The organism is Yokenella regensburgei (assembly GCF_003634235.1).
GTDB lineage: Bacteria > Pseudomonadota > Gammaproteobacteria > Enterobacterales > Enterobacteriaceae > Yokenella > Yokenella regensburgei.
The window spans coordinates 2275184-2291114 of sequence record NZ_RBIZ01000003.1; the positions used below are offsets into that span (position 1 = coordinate 2275184).

At 53.9% G+C, this 15931-nt stretch carries 9 protein-coding genes; 2 read left to right on the plus strand and 7 right to left on the minus strand.

Features of this window, described 5'->3' with window-relative positions:
• Nucleotides 1-3: 3 nt before the first annotated feature.
• The 4 genes from gabP to glaH are packed head-to-tail and all read right to left on the minus strand — an operon-like array spanning nt 4 to nt 5173.
• Nucleotides 4-1404: a GABA permease gene (gene gabP, locus C7387_RS11165; RefSeq protein WP_040903390.1), complete on the minus strand. Its 1401-nt coding sequence runs from the start codon at nt 1402-1404 to the stop codon at nt 4-6.
• Nucleotides 1405-1428: 24 nt separating this feature from the next.
• A complete protein-coding gene (gabD, locus tag C7387_RS11170; protein WP_120816670.1) occupies nt 1429-2877 on the minus strand; it encodes an NADP-dependent succinate-semialdehyde dehydrogenase in 1449 nt (482 codons plus the stop codon).
• Nucleotides 2878-2899: 22 nt separating this feature from the next.
• A complete protein-coding gene (gene lhgO, locus C7387_RS11175) occupies nt 2900-4168 on the minus strand; it encodes an L-2-hydroxyglutarate oxidase (protein WP_120816671.1) in 1269 nt (422 codons plus the stop codon).
• Nucleotides 4169-4195: 27 nt separating this feature from the next.
• Complete coding sequence (gene glaH / locus C7387_RS11180) at nt 4196-5173, minus strand: glutarate dioxygenase GlaH (protein ID WP_006818925.1); 978 nt, start codon at nt 5171-5173, stop codon at nt 4196-4198.
• 853 nt (nt 5174-6026) lie between these two features.
• Here glaH and C7387_RS11185 point away from each other — a divergent pair.
• Nucleotides 6027-7205, plus strand: coding sequence for a multidrug effflux MFS transporter (locus C7387_RS11185; protein WP_147424902.1), 1179 nt, complete (start codon nt 6027-6029; stop codon nt 7203-7205).
• Nucleotides 7206-7558: 353 nt separating this feature from the next.
• Here the strand turns inward: C7387_RS11185 and C7387_RS11190 are convergent, their stop codons facing one another.
• Nucleotides 7559-10459, minus strand: coding sequence for an inverse autotransporter beta domain-containing protein (locus C7387_RS11190; protein WP_120816673.1), 2901 nt, complete (start codon nt 10457-10459; stop codon nt 7559-7561).
• Nucleotides 10460-11096: 637 nt separating this feature from the next.
• On the opposite strand from C7387_RS11190, the gene lpxO reads away from it, so the two are divergent.
• Nucleotides 11097-11999 (plus strand): lipid A hydroxylase LpxO, encoded by a 903-nt coding sequence (gene lpxO, locus C7387_RS11200; protein ID WP_006818920.1) that lies wholly within the window; start codon nt 11097-11099, stop codon nt 11997-11999.
• 74 nt (nt 12000-12073) lie between these two features.
• Here lpxO and potE read toward each other — a convergent pair whose 3' ends face one another.
• The gene (potE, locus tag C7387_RS11205) at nt 12074-13498 is read right to left on the minus strand and encodes a putrescine-ornithine antiporter (RefSeq protein ID WP_038254574.1); all 1425 of its coding nucleotides are present in this window, start codon (nt 13496-13498) and stop codon (nt 12074-12076) included.
• Nucleotides 13499-13531: 33 nt separating this feature from the next.
• Nucleotides 13532-15835, minus strand: a complete 2304-nt coding sequence (locus C7387_RS11210) for an Orn/Lys/Arg family decarboxylase (RefSeq protein ID WP_120816674.1) — start codon at nt 15833-15835, stop codon at nt 13532-13534.
• Nucleotides 15836-15931: the final 96 nt, after the last annotated feature.

A 15931-nucleotide genomic window follows, 5' to 3' on the forward strand; every position in this document is an offset into this window, starting at 1 on the left:
CCCCTAACGCGTGTTGTGCAGCGGCGATTTTTGCCACAATACCAGTTTTTTCCAGCGCGACATAATCGGCACGGTACAAATAATTCCCAGCCCCAACACCACGGTGGAAACCACCTCCAGCTGCTGCGCCGGACGGAACAACATCACCACCAGGACAAAGATGATGAAGGCGATAACCAGCCAGGTCAGCCACGGGTAGAGCCACATTCGCAGCTTAATGTCGTCCCCTTTCGCCAGCAGGATCTTGCGCATCCGCAGCTGCGAGACGGCAATGACCAGATACACCAGCAGCGCAATGGCACCGGAGCTGTCGATAAGAAACTTAAACACCTTCGCCGGAGCATAGTAGTTGACGATAACCGTCAAAAACGCCGCGCCGGTAGAGATAAGCACCGCCATGTACGGCGTTTTGCTGCGATTGGTTTTGCCCATGACGGCTGGCGCATCACCGCGACGGCTCAGGGAGTAGAGCATTCTGGAAGACGTATACAGCGCCGAATTCAGGCAGCTCGTCACCGACAGCAAAATGACCCCATCCATGATCAGTTTCGCATACGGTATGTGCAGCAGCTCCAGCACCGAACGGTACGATCCCACCTCTTTAAGCCCCGGCATATTCCACGGGATCAGCGCCACCACCACGAAGATGGAGCACAGATAGAAAATAGAAATACGCCAGATAACCGAGTTGGTGGCACGAACGATATGCTTATCCGGGGTATCGGACTCCGCCGCCGCGATAGTAACAATCTCCGCCCCCATAAATGAGAACATGGTGATGAGCATGGCACTGAGCACCGCGCCAAAGCCGTTCGGCATAAAACCGCCATGATCCCACAGACGGGAAATACCGCTGACTTCGGCATAGGGGTAAAAGCCGCCGATGGCCGCCGCCCCGAGGATGATAAACGCCAGGATCGCGATAACCTTACACAACGCCAGCCAGAACTCGAACTCGCCGTAGTTTTTCACGCTGAGCAAGTTACTGCCGGTGAGCGCAAGCGTTATCACCAGCGAGAACAGCCAGACCGGTATCGCTGGCACCCAGGAGTGCAGAATGATAGCGGCGATGTTTGCTTCAAGCGGAATAACCAGCACCCAGAACCACCAGTACAGCCAGCCGATGGTATACCCCGCCCAGCGGCCAATGGCTTTATCCGCATAGGTTGAGAAAGAGCCGGTATCCGGTGTGGCAACGGCCATTTCTGCCAGCATGCGCATGATCATCACCACCAGCAAGCCAGCAAACAGGTAAGCCAGCAGCACCGCAGGACCCGCCTCTGCAATGGCCACGCTTGATCCTACAAACAGGCTGGCGCCGATGACGCCAGCAATAGACAGCATGGTGACGTGCCGCGATTTCAGCCCGCCCCCTAAATCATGTGAAGTCGATGATTGCCCCATCTTGAATCCTCTTCTGCGTCCGGGTTACAGGCCAATGCACATATATTTGATTTCTAAATAGTCTTCGATGCCGTACTTCGACCCTTCACGACCAAGACCTGAGGCTTTAATCCCGCCAAATGGAGCCACTTCGTTGGAGATAATGCCGGTGTTGATGCCGACAATGCCGTACTCCAGCGCTTCGCCAACGCGGAAAACGCGGCTCAAATCGCGGGCGTAGAAATAGGCGGCCAGGCCAAACTCGGTGTCGTTGGCCTGACGAATAACATCGGCTTCGTCGGTGAAGCGGAACAGCGGCGCCAGTGGGCCAAAGGTCTCTTCTTTCGCCACTTTGGCGTTATCCGGCACGTTGACGAGGATCGTTGGCTGGAAGAAATTGCCGCCAAGCGCGTGCGATTGACCGCCGGTCAACACGCAGGCACCTTTGGCGACCGCATCGGCGATGTGCTCGCGCACTTTCACCACCGCCTTTTCATCAATCAGCGGCCCGGTGGTCACGCCCGGCTGCAGGCCATCACCCAACTGCAGCTTCTCAACCGCCTGCTGCAGTTTTTCGGCAAAGCGCTCGTAAACCCCATCCTGCACGTACAACCGGTTGGCGCAAACGCAGGTCTGCCCGGCGTTACGGAACTTTGAGGCCAGCGCTCCTTCCACCGCTTTATCGAGGTCCGCATCATCGAACACGATAAACGGCGCGTTACCGCCAAGCTCCAGCGAAACCTTCTTGATGTCTTTCGCGCACTGCGCCATCAGCTCACGGCCAATTTCGGTTGAGCCGGTGAAAGAGAGCTTACGTACCAGCGGGTTGCTGGTAAGTTCATTGCCCACGGCGCTTGCGGCACCGGTCACGACGTTGAACACGCCATCCGGGATCCCGGCGCGTTTTGCCAGCTCCGCCAGCGCCAGCGCGGAGTACGGCGTCTGGCTCGCGGGTTTCAGCACCATAGTGCAACCTGCGGCCAGTGCTGGCCCTGCCTTACGGGTGATCATCGCCGACGGGAAGTTCCACGGCGTGATAGCCGCGGTCACGCCGATAGGCTGCTTAATCACTATCAGGCGTTTGTCAGCCTGGTGGCCGGGAATGGTATCGCCATAAATGCGTTTACCCTCTTCCGCGAACCATTCAATAAAGGAGGCGGCGTAGCTGATTTCGCCCTTCGCTTCTGCCAGCGGCTTCCCCTGCTCGAGGGTCATCAGCGTTGCCAGATCGTCCTGGTTTGCCATCATCAAATCGAACCAGCGGCGCAGAATGTTGGCTCGCTCTTTCGCCGTTAGTGCCCGCCAGGCGGGTAGTGCACGGTTAGCCGCTTCAATGGCTTCGCGAGTTTCCACCGCGCCCATTTTCGGGACACTGCCAAGCTTCTGGCCGTTGGCCGGGTTAGTCACGGTGATCACTTCGCCGCTGTTTGCATCGCGCCATTCTCCGGCAATAAAGGCCTGCTGATGAAATAAGCTTGAATCGTAAAGTTGCATGATGGCTTCCAATTGTGGGTGTTTAACGGGTAAATGCGGCGTGTAATGTGTCAACGCTACGTGCCGCACGTAGCGTGCGTCCTGGGTTATGCTGGCTTTCCAGCAGTGTTTGTACTTTGCTCACGATATGGGCGCCAATCGGCAGAGCCGACGTGGCTGCCGGTGAAGGCGCGTTGCAGGTGTGGATCGAGCGCGCGGTGGTAACAAAGAGGAAATCGTCAATCAGCTTGCCCTGTGGAGATACCGCCTGCGCACGCACGCCCGCGGGCCACGGCTGCAAATCGTTTAACGTCAGGCTCGGGCAGTATTTCTGTACCAGGCGCAGATAACCGCTGCGGCATAGCGAGTTTTTCATCTCATTAAGGCCCGATCGCAGGTTGTTCTGCAGCACGCGACGAATGCCCGGTGAGCCTAAGATTTCCAGCGTGTCGCTTAGGGAGATATCACGTTTGCGGTAGCCCTCACGTTTAAACGCCAGCACCGCGTTCGGCCCGACCGTCACGCTACCGTCAATCATGCGGGTCAGGTGTACGCCGAGGAACGGCATCGCCGGATCCGGGATGGGATAAATCAGGTGGTTAACTATCTGGTTATGCTGCGGCGCCAGGCGGAAATATTCACCACGGAACGGACAAATGATAAAGCCCGGATCGATACCGAGCATTTTCACCAGCCTGTCTGCCATCAGGCCAGAGCAGCTAATCAGGGTTGAGCCCTCAAACTCCTGGCCGTTTTGGGTATGCACCACCACGCCGCTGGCGTGCTCTTTCAGCGCGCTGACCTCGGCCTGGTAAACAATTCTGCCGCCTTTGGCCTCGAAGATTTTGCCCATCGCCGCGGTCACTTCGCGGTAGCTGACAATGCCGCTTGAAGGAACGAAGATCCCGCCAAGGCCGGTGATATTCGGCTCCCGCTCGTGCAGCTCTTCCGCACTCAGCCATTCACGCTCAATGCCGTTGGCGGCGGTACGATCCCACAGCGCGCGCATGCGTTCCATTTCCAGCGCCGAAGTGGCGACGAGCATTTTTCCGCAGGTGTCGTAGCGAATGCCATTTTCATCGCAGAACGCTTTGGTCGCGCGGTTACCGGAGAGGCAAAACTGCGCCTTCATGCTGCCGGGGGTGTAGTAGACCCCGGCATGGATCACGCCGCTGTTATGGCCCGTCTGATGACAGGCCGGGCCAGATTCCTTCTCCAGCAACACGATGCTGGCATCCGGGTAAACGTCGATTAACTGCATGGCGGTCGACATACCAATGATGCCGCCGCCGATAATCACAAAATCATACATCCGCTCAATTCCTTCGCCGGGCGACATTTACTGGTGAGTCTGGTAGTGGTTAGTGGCGTAGGCAAAATAACCACGCTGGCGCATCAGTTCACGGCGCAGATCCGGGTGCGGCGTAAAGCGGTCGCGGCCGTGCAGCCAGAACAGGTTGTTAATAAGCAGGAACTTACCCACCGCAACCGGAACGGAGAGAATGCTTTTGCTGGTTTCGATGGCATCTGACAAATCGCTGAGCCAGGTCCCCTCTTCAAAATCCTTCGGCTGCACGAACTGGTCGATATAGCGCATCACCGGACGACCCTGGCTATCCACGTCGAACACCGGATGGAACACATCGTGACTGACGTTTTTGCTCGGCGGAGCGGCCCAGCGCATCGCGCGGCGCGCCAGCGGATGAGTGAAGTACTGTTCCAGATGCTCCCAGTCGTCGAGGTGCAGCAGCAGCGAGTTACCGCCCTGCATGTTCTGCTCATCGATTTTCATCATCAGCACGTAGTCGGTCTGCTCTTCGACGTAGGTACCATCGTTGTGCAGCTCCATCACCCGGTGAGGCTGACGCAGGTAGCTATCTGAATTATCCGCATTTTTCACCACGAAGCGGGCATAGTACTGACCGCTCATAGCATCATAGTTGGAGCGACCAATCAGGTGCGCCACCGCGGTTGCCAGCTTCACCATCTCATCGGCCTGGGCCACGTTGTCTACTCCGACGGCGTTAATCAGCAGCGCCCCTTCGGCGCGGTCCAGCAGGGTTTTAATCAGCAGCGGCTGCAGCTGATTTGCACACAGATTGTCGAGGATCTGCCCGACCTTAAAACGAAGGAAGGATTTGTACTCCAGCGCCTGTACCGGCCACTGAGCCACGGCATCCAGAAACTGTGCGGTGGTCTGGGCGTTAAAAGTCAGCTCCAGCAGGCGCGGAGACTGTGCGGAAGGCGTAAGCGTAAATCCGGTAAAACTACGGCCTAAATCATCAGCGTTTGGTTTAACGGCGGAGAGTGCGTTCATCAGGATCAATCCTCAGGGTAGAGAGTCAGGGAATGCTCATTTCGTAGCCATAACCTAAAAATATCTACATTTTTGAAAATTGCGTACAAAACGAACGCCAATGTTTCTTTTTTGTGATCTAAATTACAAATAATTAACAAGTGAGTATCAACAGCGCGACACAAAAAAGCCCCGGCGAAGGCCGGGGCTCAGGAGAGATGCTGCATGGAAGGGCTTATTCCGCCGCTATAAAAGGATCCAACCTTCCTGGGCAAGGAAATAGAGACCTGCGCCGACGAAACCTATTAATCCTGTAGTGAATAGTGCGAGCGCGATGGCGAACTGCTCCTGATTCGAAACGCGAACCCGGTGCTTTCGCCCGGCAACGGTGGTTCTCGTCCTGCCTGGTGCACGAGGAGATCTTGCTGCCAAAGGTAAAGTCATCTCTGACATTGCTTGAGTACCTGCTGTGTATAAAAAGAACGGCGAGAAAGGCTCACCCTGAAAACATTAAGGATAATCTCAATCGAAATTGGCTACCGGGATGTATCTCACGATTAGTCGCTAATACCTTGCCTGGAAACGATTTTATCTGTAACGACCTCATGCTGACTGTAAGCAGTCATGGGCAGAATTTACAAAAACAATAAAAATGTCAGATTTTTGATATTCATTGTCCGACTCCTGATAACAGGCCAGAACGTCATTCCCTACAATATTGTTCTTTATTAATTATATTCCCTAAATAATTCGAGTTGCAGAAAGGCGGCGACGCAGTGAATCCCCAGGAGCTTACATTAGTAAGTGACTGGGGTGAGCGAGGAATGCCAACGCACATGCAACTTGAAGTATGACGGGTACAGAGGGGATTAAAATGTTTAGCCGTAATAGCATGGCGTTATTAACAATGCTATTGATGTTCCCACAAATTGTTGAAACTATTTATAGTCCGGCACTTACCGATATTGCGCTGCAATTTTCGGTGAGCACCCAGGAAGCATCACAAACTCTTTCCGTTTATTTCTTTGGTTTCGCTTTTGGTGTTTTAGCCTGGGGCCGCATTAGTGACATATATGGCCGTCGGCCAGCTCTTCTGGGCGGACTGCTGGTGTACGGAACAGGATCTCTGACAGCGCTGCTGGCGAAAGACTTTTCCGTCATCCTGATTGCCAGGGTTTTAGCCGCATTCGGCGCAGCCTGCGGCTCCGTGGTCACCCAGACGATTTTTCGTGACCGCTTCAGCGGCAACGCACTGGCAAAGATCTTCTCGTTTATCGGCATGGCGCTCGCTATTAGTCCTGCTATTGGGGTTTACCTCGGTGGGGTGCTGGCCTCCTTCGGTGGATACCGGATGGTCTTTGCAAGCCTGGCCACCCTTGCCCTCGTGCTGCTCGCCTGGTCATGTTTCACTCTTGAAGAAACGCGCCCGGCGATGACCAACAGCACCCCGTTTACGAGTGTACTTCACCGTGCAATCAAGGATGGAAAACTCTGGCAGGCGACGATACTGGTGACGTTATTTAACGTTTCATTATTCAGTTATTACAGCCTGGCGCCGTTTATGTTCCAGCGTCTGGGGCAGACTCCAGAATCCTTCGGCTATACCGGAGTTATTCTGGCGGCAGGTTCAGTGGTTGGGGCACAGATAAATCGTCTGTTGCTGAAAAGCCAGCGCGGCAGTGACGCCATACTTCCGATTGCCCTCATGATGAATATCATTGGCGGCACCGGCGTGTATCTGCTCGCAAATTCGCTGTGGTTTCTCGCACCGATGGCAATAGTGATGATTTCTTACTCAATGGCTATCCCTGTCGTTCTGGGCTCCGCGTTAAGCGCCTATAACGACTGTCGCGGTACCGCCGGAGCGCTGTTTGGCCTTTTCTACTATCTGCTGATAGCACTGGGGCTGGGGTTATCCGGTGTATTCCAGAGCCTGGGGTTAACGCTTATTATCAATGCCATTATTATTGCTCTGATCGGATGGCGCTATATCCTGAAACTCCGGGCAGAAAATGGCGGACTGGGTCGGGGAATGACTGCGCATAAAAAGTAACTTGGTTCTGACCTGCGTACTGGCAAACAAGCTGGTCAGGATAGACAAGGCGCTTACGACGCGACAACAAACGTTCGCGTCGTAAGTCTCTACAGCAATAAATTATTTAAATAATCATTTATCTAGTTTTGCGAATACTGATAATTGATGATGCAAACGGCAGACCAGCCTATTGAAGAACCTGTATATCGAGATGGCTCATCTGAAACAGAATAATCTTTCTGAGGTTCATCTGGCGTGGAACTTACCGTGGCGCGATTTGGACGACGGATAAAATTAAGCCAGCCAATGATATATCTGTGTTGTAAAAAACGGGAGTGACCACAGATTCTATATACAAACTTCCCCATATATTACATATCCCTTATGCAAGTAACAGAAAGGCTGTGGCTGGGAAGGTAAGAGTTTATTATCCCAGATTGACTGTTTATCCCATAAATCATAGCTCCAGGCGCCCCTTCGGATGTCCAGTAGTTATCACGAATGAAACCAGAACCCGGGTAGTGAGATGGTCCCCCCCATTCACTGAATAATTTCCCTACAACACCATCCGATGTCGTTCCACTACTCAGGTTGGTCCGGAATGGCAGTCTTTGCCCCTGAACTCTGCATAAGGCAGTGGCATCGGTCCAGTTCATTGAACCACTATAACTGGTAAACCAGCCCGTCAAAGCAAACTGGTATCCTAACGTCTGAACGCCACCGGACGCCGGTGTTGCAATAATTTCGACACTGGCATCAGTTGCGCTGGTTGGTTCACTGTTGAATGTAACAATACCGGTGCTGTCAACACTTAGCCATGAAACGGGACTTCCGTCCTTATGCTGTACTTTCCATGAATATTCTGCGGCATTGTGTCCTGCCGGAGGATTGACAGTGAAAGTCGCCTGAGTAAATCCGGTTTTCGGAAAACCGGAATTTGCGGCGTAATTCCAGGAAGCCAAATGTGTAGTCGCAGTCAGTGTAAATTGAGTGCCAGGCGCCGTCAGCGTCACCGACGTAATCGCACCGGACAGTGCCACACCGCTGATCATCGCTGTCACGGTTGCTGTACCCGTGTCGGCCCCTCTCAGCGTTGCTGTATAGATACCATTCCCGTGGTCTGCCGTGTCGCTTATTATCGTGGCATTGCCGTTAACCCCCGTCACACCGAACACCACCGGCTTACCCGGCTGTACCGTACCGTTCTGGTCCGTCAACGTCAGGGTCAGCGTACTCACAGTCGTATTATCCGCCGGAATAGACGCTGGGCTGGCCGTCAGCACCCCCTGCAACGGTACCACGGAAAATGTCACCGGCACCGTCCGACTCCCACCACCTGCTGCCGCAACCACCGTATAAGTATTTGCGGCCACACTGGTCAGCGTCACCTGAGCCACACCGTTACCGTCGGTGGTGACATCAGAAGAGGACAGGGTAGCTCCCGACGTTACGCTGAAGTGCACCACCGTGTTCGTCTGGAGGATACCTGCCGGGTTTTTCACCACTACACTGACCGTATTCCTGTCCTGCCCGTTAGCCAGCGCATTGTCTGCCGGAACCGTCACCTCCAGGTTAAGTATCTCCTGTGGGCCTGTATCCGTATTCTGTGCAAACGATGTGGTGGTACTGACCGCCGGCGCCGTACCCACCTGAGCCTGCAGGCTGTAGGTTCCCGGCGTCAGGCTAATCAAATCCAGTTTAGCGACACCGTTGCTGTCCGTCGTCACTCTCACCTGGGTGCTGTGTACCGCACCGGCGACGCTTAATCCGGCAGGTAAGGTGAAGAGCACTGTCTCACCAGAAACTCTTCGTCCGGCACCGTCGGTGACCATGGCCGTCACGGTGTTAACATCAATGCCGTTCGCCCGCGCACCGCTTCCGGCAGTCAGGTTACCAGTAAGTATCTGTACGCCTGTATCTTTGACAATAAGGGTGCTCTCCGCCCGGTCAGAACGGTTACCCTGACTGTCCCTGGCCACGGCGGTAATGATATAAGTGTTAAGTCGCGACGTTTCTGCAGCATTTGCGCCCGCTCGCCAGGCAGGCAGGGTAAACTGCGTAGTCGGGCCACTGCCGGTCATCCGTCCGCCCGCCCCCAGGAAGTCGCCGGCGCTCCAGTCGATAGCCTGTAGTGGGTACTTCGTCTGCAGCCCGGTTACCAGGGTAAACACTTGTCCCTGTGTGCCCTGCGCACGCTCGCGCAGTGCCAGCTTAATTAGCGCCTTCTTGCGGTACTCGAGGACGATGTTGTTGTTACGCTCCACCAGGTCAAGCCTGCTGCCTGCCAGGGTGCGCCGTTCACGTACCGCGTCCGGATCAAGCTGCTGCGCCAGGCTCAACCCCGGCGTCCAGGTCAGCTGCAGTCCGAAGCGGGAGTCGTTCATCCCTCCGTTGCCCATGCTGTGCTCCGCACTCAGCGTGACCAGCGGTACTGGCGTCCAGTTCATCCCCGCGGTGATAGCCTGTGGGTTGTCCTGCCTGTTACTGGTGCCAAACAGTGCCACTTCTTTACCGTAGTACTGCTCATAAGTCAGCTTCCCACCCACCTGTGGGTACGCTGGCAGCCAACCTTCGGCACGGAGGTCCCAGCCGTTAGCCGGTCGGGCCTCATAGTCATTGTTCAGCTCCGGCGCATCCCGCCAGCCGCTGAGACGGAAGTAGCCGTTGGCACCGAGCTTCAGGTAGTCGCGCCACAACTCAGCGCCAAGCCCGGCCCGCTGATGGTAGCGGGTCAGGTCATAGTCATAAAAGGCGTTAGCCCCGGCCATCCACCCAGCACCGAAGTGGCGAACACCGGCACCGAGGTTCATCTGAGTACGGTCGTCGGTACGGTGAATGCTTTGCTGAGTGAATACTACCCACTCCGGTGCGTTGTACCAGGGGAGAAGAAAATCAAGATCAGAGTTTTTCAAAGTGAAGTCGCGGTCAACGCCGAGACGGACCCGTGCCGTACCAAAACCGGAGAGCCAACGCTCTACCTCTGCAGTAGCAGCGCCAGCGGCGGCGTTGCGTAGCTGGTCGCCAGCCACGGTGCTCATATCAGTATCGGCGTGAACGGAAGCCAGAGTCGAGCCAGCGGACTGCGCCCAACCGGCCAGGGTGCGGGCGGTCTCATCATTAGCATCCGTGCTACTGGAACGTGATGTTTCCTGGGGATCATCCGGGGCCGAAAGAATGGCAGCGTAAGCCGGAGCAACCGGCAGGATGACAAAAGACCAGAGGCTCGCCACCAGGGCGAAAAATGCTCTCAAAAAAGAGTTAGATATCATCATTACATCTTCATATTTTAAATGAATAAGCTATTTAATTTCGGCTTCATTAAAAGTTTGTTTAAACCATCTATAAAGAAAAAGGTTTCGCAGGCCGTTTCTGCTAAATGATAATACCCTCTGCACCGCATAATATATCATTTAGCGGGCGCTATTATATCAGAGGTCATTTAGCTATAGCGGTATGATGAAATCATTTGAGAATAATTCCTGATATTGTTAGTTATTTGCTAACATAATGCTTCTCATTGGTGATATACCAGATCGGAAATCTCATTGGTAAGCCGGAGGATAAGTGCTATATCGAGGCATTGATTGTGACAGGCAGCCAGTAATGTATGCTGCTGACAAGATATCATCAGCGTCACACAGCCATCCTGGACAATGGTGTGAATCGTTTTCACCCTGTCCTAACTCGATGGGAAAAGAAGACCGAAAATTAGCGGCATGCTGCATTCTGCCTGTGGTCTCCTCGCCTGGAATAAAGTTCAATTGATGTAGGCTCTAAGTGCACCGAATATATTAATGATGACATAAGAAAATCTGTACTATCTTTGTAAGTGGTTTGAGCTATTGCAGCATAAAAAAAACAGTTCTCTTTTGGGATGCATTTATCTCGTTGATGGCAGGATAAAACCACATGAAGTATATCGTCTTATTTATTATCGTTATCTCTGTGCTGTACGTACATTTTCGTGGAAAGATCCGATACCGCTTCTGGCGCCAGCTTTCGGATCATTCCACCTTCACCGCACCGCTCAACGGTTTTATGTACCTTTTCTCCCGCGTGCCGAATACGCCCTACCTGGGGACAGTTGCGTTTCCAGAGCTAGCCGTTCTTCAGCAGCACTGGCAGATTATTCGGGAAGAAGGCATTTATCTGCAGCAGGTGGAGCAAATTAAAGCGGCGGAGAAATACAACGATGCCGGATTTAATTCGTTCTTTAAAACCGGATGGAAGCGTTTTTACCTGAAGTGGTACGAAGACGCTCACCCTTCCGCCAGCCTTTTGTGTCCTAAAACCACCGAGCTGCTACGCAGTATTCCATCGGTTAAAGCAGCGATGTTTGCGACGCTACCGGATGGCAGCCGCCTGCCGCGCCATCGCGATCCCTACGCCGGTTCACTACGCTTCCACCTCGGGCTTTCCACCCCTAATGATGACCGCTGTTTTATTGAAGTGGATGGTGAACGCTATAGCTGGCGGGATGGCGAAGGCGTGCTGTTTGATGAAACCTTTATTCACTACGCTGAAAATACCAGCGGCGAAAACCGGCTGATTCTGTTCTGCGACATCGAACGCCCGATGCGCTATCGCTGGGCGCAAAAAGTGAATTACTGGTTTGGGCGTCATTTAATGAGCGCCGCCGCCGCGCCGAACGACGTCGGCGACCGTGTTGGCGGTATCAACAAAAGCTTCCGTTATATCTACCAGATCCGTATCGTCGGCAAAAAGCTGAAAGCGTGGAATAAAACGGTGTACTACATCGTTAAATGGCTCGTTTTCGGCGGTATTGCGGTGTCTGTCTGGAGCTTGTTTTAAACGTGTTGGCTCCCTTGATAAAGCCACGCATATAAAGCGGGCCGCAGTCCCTTCAGGACCCGGCCCGCTGGCGATTATTTATCGCGATAAGGGATCGCCGGGACATCCTCTTCGCCGGTAATGACCCGATCCGGATGCGCCAGCTGTTCGCCTTTCACAAACCGCGCACTGACCGCGCCAAACAGCGTGAAGCCCAGGATGGTCGCCACCCCGCCGTACATCAGCGCCTTATCACCCGAGTTCACCAGCGCAAAGTAGCTATAGGCCGCGCCAACCCCGGCAACCATATTGTTAATAAGCGCCTGGCGTGTCGGTACTTTATGGACTGCCTGAATGGTCACCAGCGCCGCCATCGACAGGATATACGGGATGAGATTCGTCACCACCGACAGGTCTACCACCGCCGAGAACTGGTCAGACACCCCCACGTTGCCGGTGGCCATATGATGCGCCCAGCCGTAGCGGGTGCCGCTGGCGCTGACCGGTATCGAGAGCCAGCTGAGAACGGTCTGGATAGCCAGCAAAATCAGCATCCCGACAATCGGCGTGCCGCTTTTATTGGTCTTCGCAAACACCTTCACGAAATAGCCCACGTCCGCCGAACTTTTAAACACCTGGGCGGTGGTGAACTGCCAGCCCAACAGAGAGCCGATACAGGCAATGATCATCAAGCCGGTGACGATATTGCCAACCATCGGGGTGAACATGGTGGCAAATACCAGACCGAACGGGGCGTTAGAAACCGCCAGTTCAGCATTCGGAATAATGCCGCCGATGACGTTGGTCGACACAATGTAGATAATTGCCGAACCGAGCGTGCCAAACAGCACCGCAATTGGCACGTTCCTCTGTGGGTTTTCCACCGCATCGCTGTTCGCACAGGCCGACTCCAGGCCGAGGAAGGCCCACAGCGTCACCGCCACCGACGAACTGGCGGCGCCGAACAGACTGGTGTTATGCGGGTTCCAGCCTGCGGCGTAGATTTCCGGCTTGAACCAGAACCAGCCCACGGTTGAGACCACCACTACCGGTGCAATGACTCCCCACACCGTTACCCCGCCAATTTTACCGGTGATACTTGCGCCACCGAAGTTAGCAAACGTGGTGAGCCATAACAGCCCGATGGTCATCAAACCAATTTGCAGCGGGTTGGGGTTGATATGGAACAGACCAATAATATAACCCACCGCCGTTATCGCTATCGCCACGTTACCGATGACAATCGCCAGACCATACGTGTAGTTAGCAATATAGTTTCCCGCTTTACCGAAGGCATATTCAGCATATCCCCCCATACCGCCAGGTCTGTTGCTCAGGGTGCCGCAGCGGGCAAATGCCCAGGCCAGCGCCATGGAGCCCGTGGCGGTCACCAGCCACGACACAATCGAGATATTCCCTACCTGGGCCAGTTTCGTCGGTAATAAAATAATCCCCGACCCCAGCATGTTAATCGCGGTTAACATCGTTAACTGCACGACGCTCAGTTTTTTAATCGCCATAGTCTTTCTCCGTACAGCAGGAATAGTTCCGCGTTAGTTGCTGGTTTTCAGGCACTGCACGTAATAGGTACCGTCTTCATTTTCCACGCCATGAATATCATGACCAAAACCTGGAAAACGCCGATCCCACTGCTGCAATATCTGGAGATAGCGAATATAGGGACTGGATTGACCCCCGGCACTTTCACCCGGCATGATCATCGGAATACCTGGTGGATACGGCACCACGCCGGTCGCCAGAATGCGATCGTAAAGGTTATCCACGCTGACCGTTTCAATCTCGTTATGCACCAGCTTGACGTAGGCCTCTGCCGGGGTCATGGCGGGCTGCGGTAACGTTGTAAAGGCTTCCGCCTGCACCTGGGTAAATCCGGTTTCCTTAAAGAAAGCAAACATCTCGTCCGCGAGAGTTTTTAATCCCTTGCCTTTATATTCCTCCGGGCAATCTTTTTCATGCGCATACAGCACTTGCTCTACGGGAATATTACTGTCGTAGGCATCTTTAAATTTCAGCAGCGCGTTAATTAACGTGCCGTATTTACCTTTGGTGATCCCAAGCGAGAACAGGAACAGGATCGTAAAGTCCGTGGTTTTTTCTACCTGAATACCGCGCAGGCTGAGGAAGGCTGTCACCAGCGTCGCCGGGATCCCGGTCGCTTCCAGCGTGCCGTCGGTCGCGACACCCGGCATCACCACCGAAACTTTGATAGGGTCGAGCATGCAGTAGCCGTCTTCGATATTGTGAAAACCGTGCCACTCGTCGCCGGCGCGCAGTTCCCAGCAGCGCGGGTCGGTGACCAGCAGCGGCACCGGCGCATCTTCGAAGGAGATTTTCTTCCCGGTATCCGGGTCGGTGACAAAATCAGCATTCCAGGTTGAGAAGAACCAGTCCTGATTTTCCTGAAGGTCACGACGAATACGGCGAACAGCTTTACGGAAACGCACCGCTTCGGTAATGGATTCTGTCGTCAGGTATTTACCACTCTCCCCGCGCATCATTTCCGCCGACACTTCGTTGGTCATGATGATGGGGTACAGCGGCGAGGTAGACGCATGCATCATGTAGGCTTCGTTAAAACGAGCATGCGGCACCGGATTACGCCCGTCACGAACGCCAATCAGCGAGGCCTGAGAAAGTGCGGCCAGCAGTTTATGCGTGGAAGTGGTGGTGAAAATCGTTGGCAGATCACGCGGATAATCGTCGGCTTCACCATACATACCAAAACGATCGGCATACAGCGGATTAAAGCGTGCATAGCCGTACCACGCCTCATCGAAGTGAATACGATCGACGCTGGCATCCAGCTGTTTAACCACCGTCGGCACATGATAAGTGAGCCCGTCGTAGGTCGAGTTGGTGATAATCGCGTGCAGCGCCTTTTGGTTTTTGTCCTTCGCCAGCGGGTTGCGGGCAATGGCCTGCTTAATTTCATGCTCACTCAACGTGTTAGCATAAACCGGCCCGATAATACCGAGATAATTTCGTGACGGCATCAGGTAGGTTGGCACCACGCCGGTCATCGTCAGCGCCTGCTCCGTCGATTTGTGGGCATTCCGGTCACAGAGCGCGTAGTCGCCGCGTGCCACCGAGGACATCATGATAACGCGGTTCGACATCGAAGAGCCGTTGGTCACCGTGTAGGCACGGTGAGCGCCAAAAACCCGGGCGCAAAACTTTTCGCTTTCGCCGATAGGCCCGCTGTGATCCAGCAAAGAACCGAGTTCACCAACGGAAATGGAGAGATCCGAACGCAGCAGGTTTTCACCAAAATAGTCATGAAAAGCGCGGCCAACGGCAGATTTCATAAACGCCGTCCCACCAGCATGGCCTGGCGTGTGCCACGAATATTCGTATTTCTGTGCAAATTCAAAAATAGCTCTGGTCAGCGGAGGAACGATTTTTTCCCGGTAAGCTAAAATCGCCGAATGGATACGCCCGGCAAGAAATACGGGGGTATCTTCCTGGATCCAAATCAGTTCATCGGTTTCACGCATTATTTCGTGCGTTAAGTTTTCACCCTGCCGGTTATCCAGTAACAAAAATAAGGGAATCGCCTGACTTTTACTGCGCAGCGCCTCGATGACTTTTTTGGCCGATTCGTTCTGCTGCTCTTCGTTATTTATTATCCAGTCGAGGAGCACCAGTTCAATCGTCGCATCGTTGCGCAAAACTGCCGCCGCATCGTCGGCAGAATCCGCCACTACGGTGATGATACCTTTATGATTTAATGCATCGATTAGCCGGGTTATTGAGTCATTAACCACCCCAACATGGCTGGCACTGTTATGGACAACCAGGGCTTTTAAAGATATTAATCTTTCACTACGAACTTCCATGACCACCTCCACTGTCGAATTACTCCCCGAAGGTAAATATGCTACCTGGGGCGCCGATTAAAACACTTGCAATAAAAATGAAAACGTCGCGTTATT

Excerpts from the sequence above, each read along its gene's own strand:
- gabP (WP_040903390.1), bottom strand. The coding sequence starts at position 1,404 with ATGGGGCAATCATCGACTTCACATGATTTAGGGGGCGGGCTGAAATCG.
- gabD (WP_120816670.1), bottom strand. The coding sequence starts at position 2,877 with ATGCAACTTTACGATTCAAGCTTATTTCATCAGCAGGCCTTTATTGCC.
- lhgO (WP_120816671.1), bottom strand. The coding sequence starts at position 4,168 with ATGTATGATTTTGTGATTATCGGCGGCGGCATCATTGGTATGTCGACC.
- glaH (WP_006818925.1), bottom strand. The coding sequence starts at position 5,173 with ATGAACGCACTCTCCGCCGTTAAACCAAACGCTGATGATTTAGGCCGT.
- C7387_RS11185 (WP_147424902.1), top strand. The coding sequence starts at position 6,027 with ATGTTTAGCCGTAATAGCATGGCGTTATTAACAATGCTATTGATGTTC.
- C7387_RS11190 (WP_120816673.1), bottom strand. The coding sequence starts at position 10,459 with ATGATGATATCTAACTCTTTTTTGAGAGCATTTTTCGCCCTGGTGGCG.
- lpxO (WP_006818920.1), top strand. The coding sequence starts at position 11,097 with ATGAAGTATATCGTCTTATTTATTATCGTTATCTCTGTGCTGTACGTA.
- potE (WP_038254574.1), bottom strand. The coding sequence starts at position 13,498 with ATGGCGATTAAAAAACTGAGCGTCGTGCAGTTAACGATGTTAACCGCG.
- C7387_RS11210 (WP_120816674.1), bottom strand. The coding sequence starts at position 15,835 with ATGGAAGTTCGTAGTGAAAGATTAATATCTTTAAAAGCCCTGGTTGTC.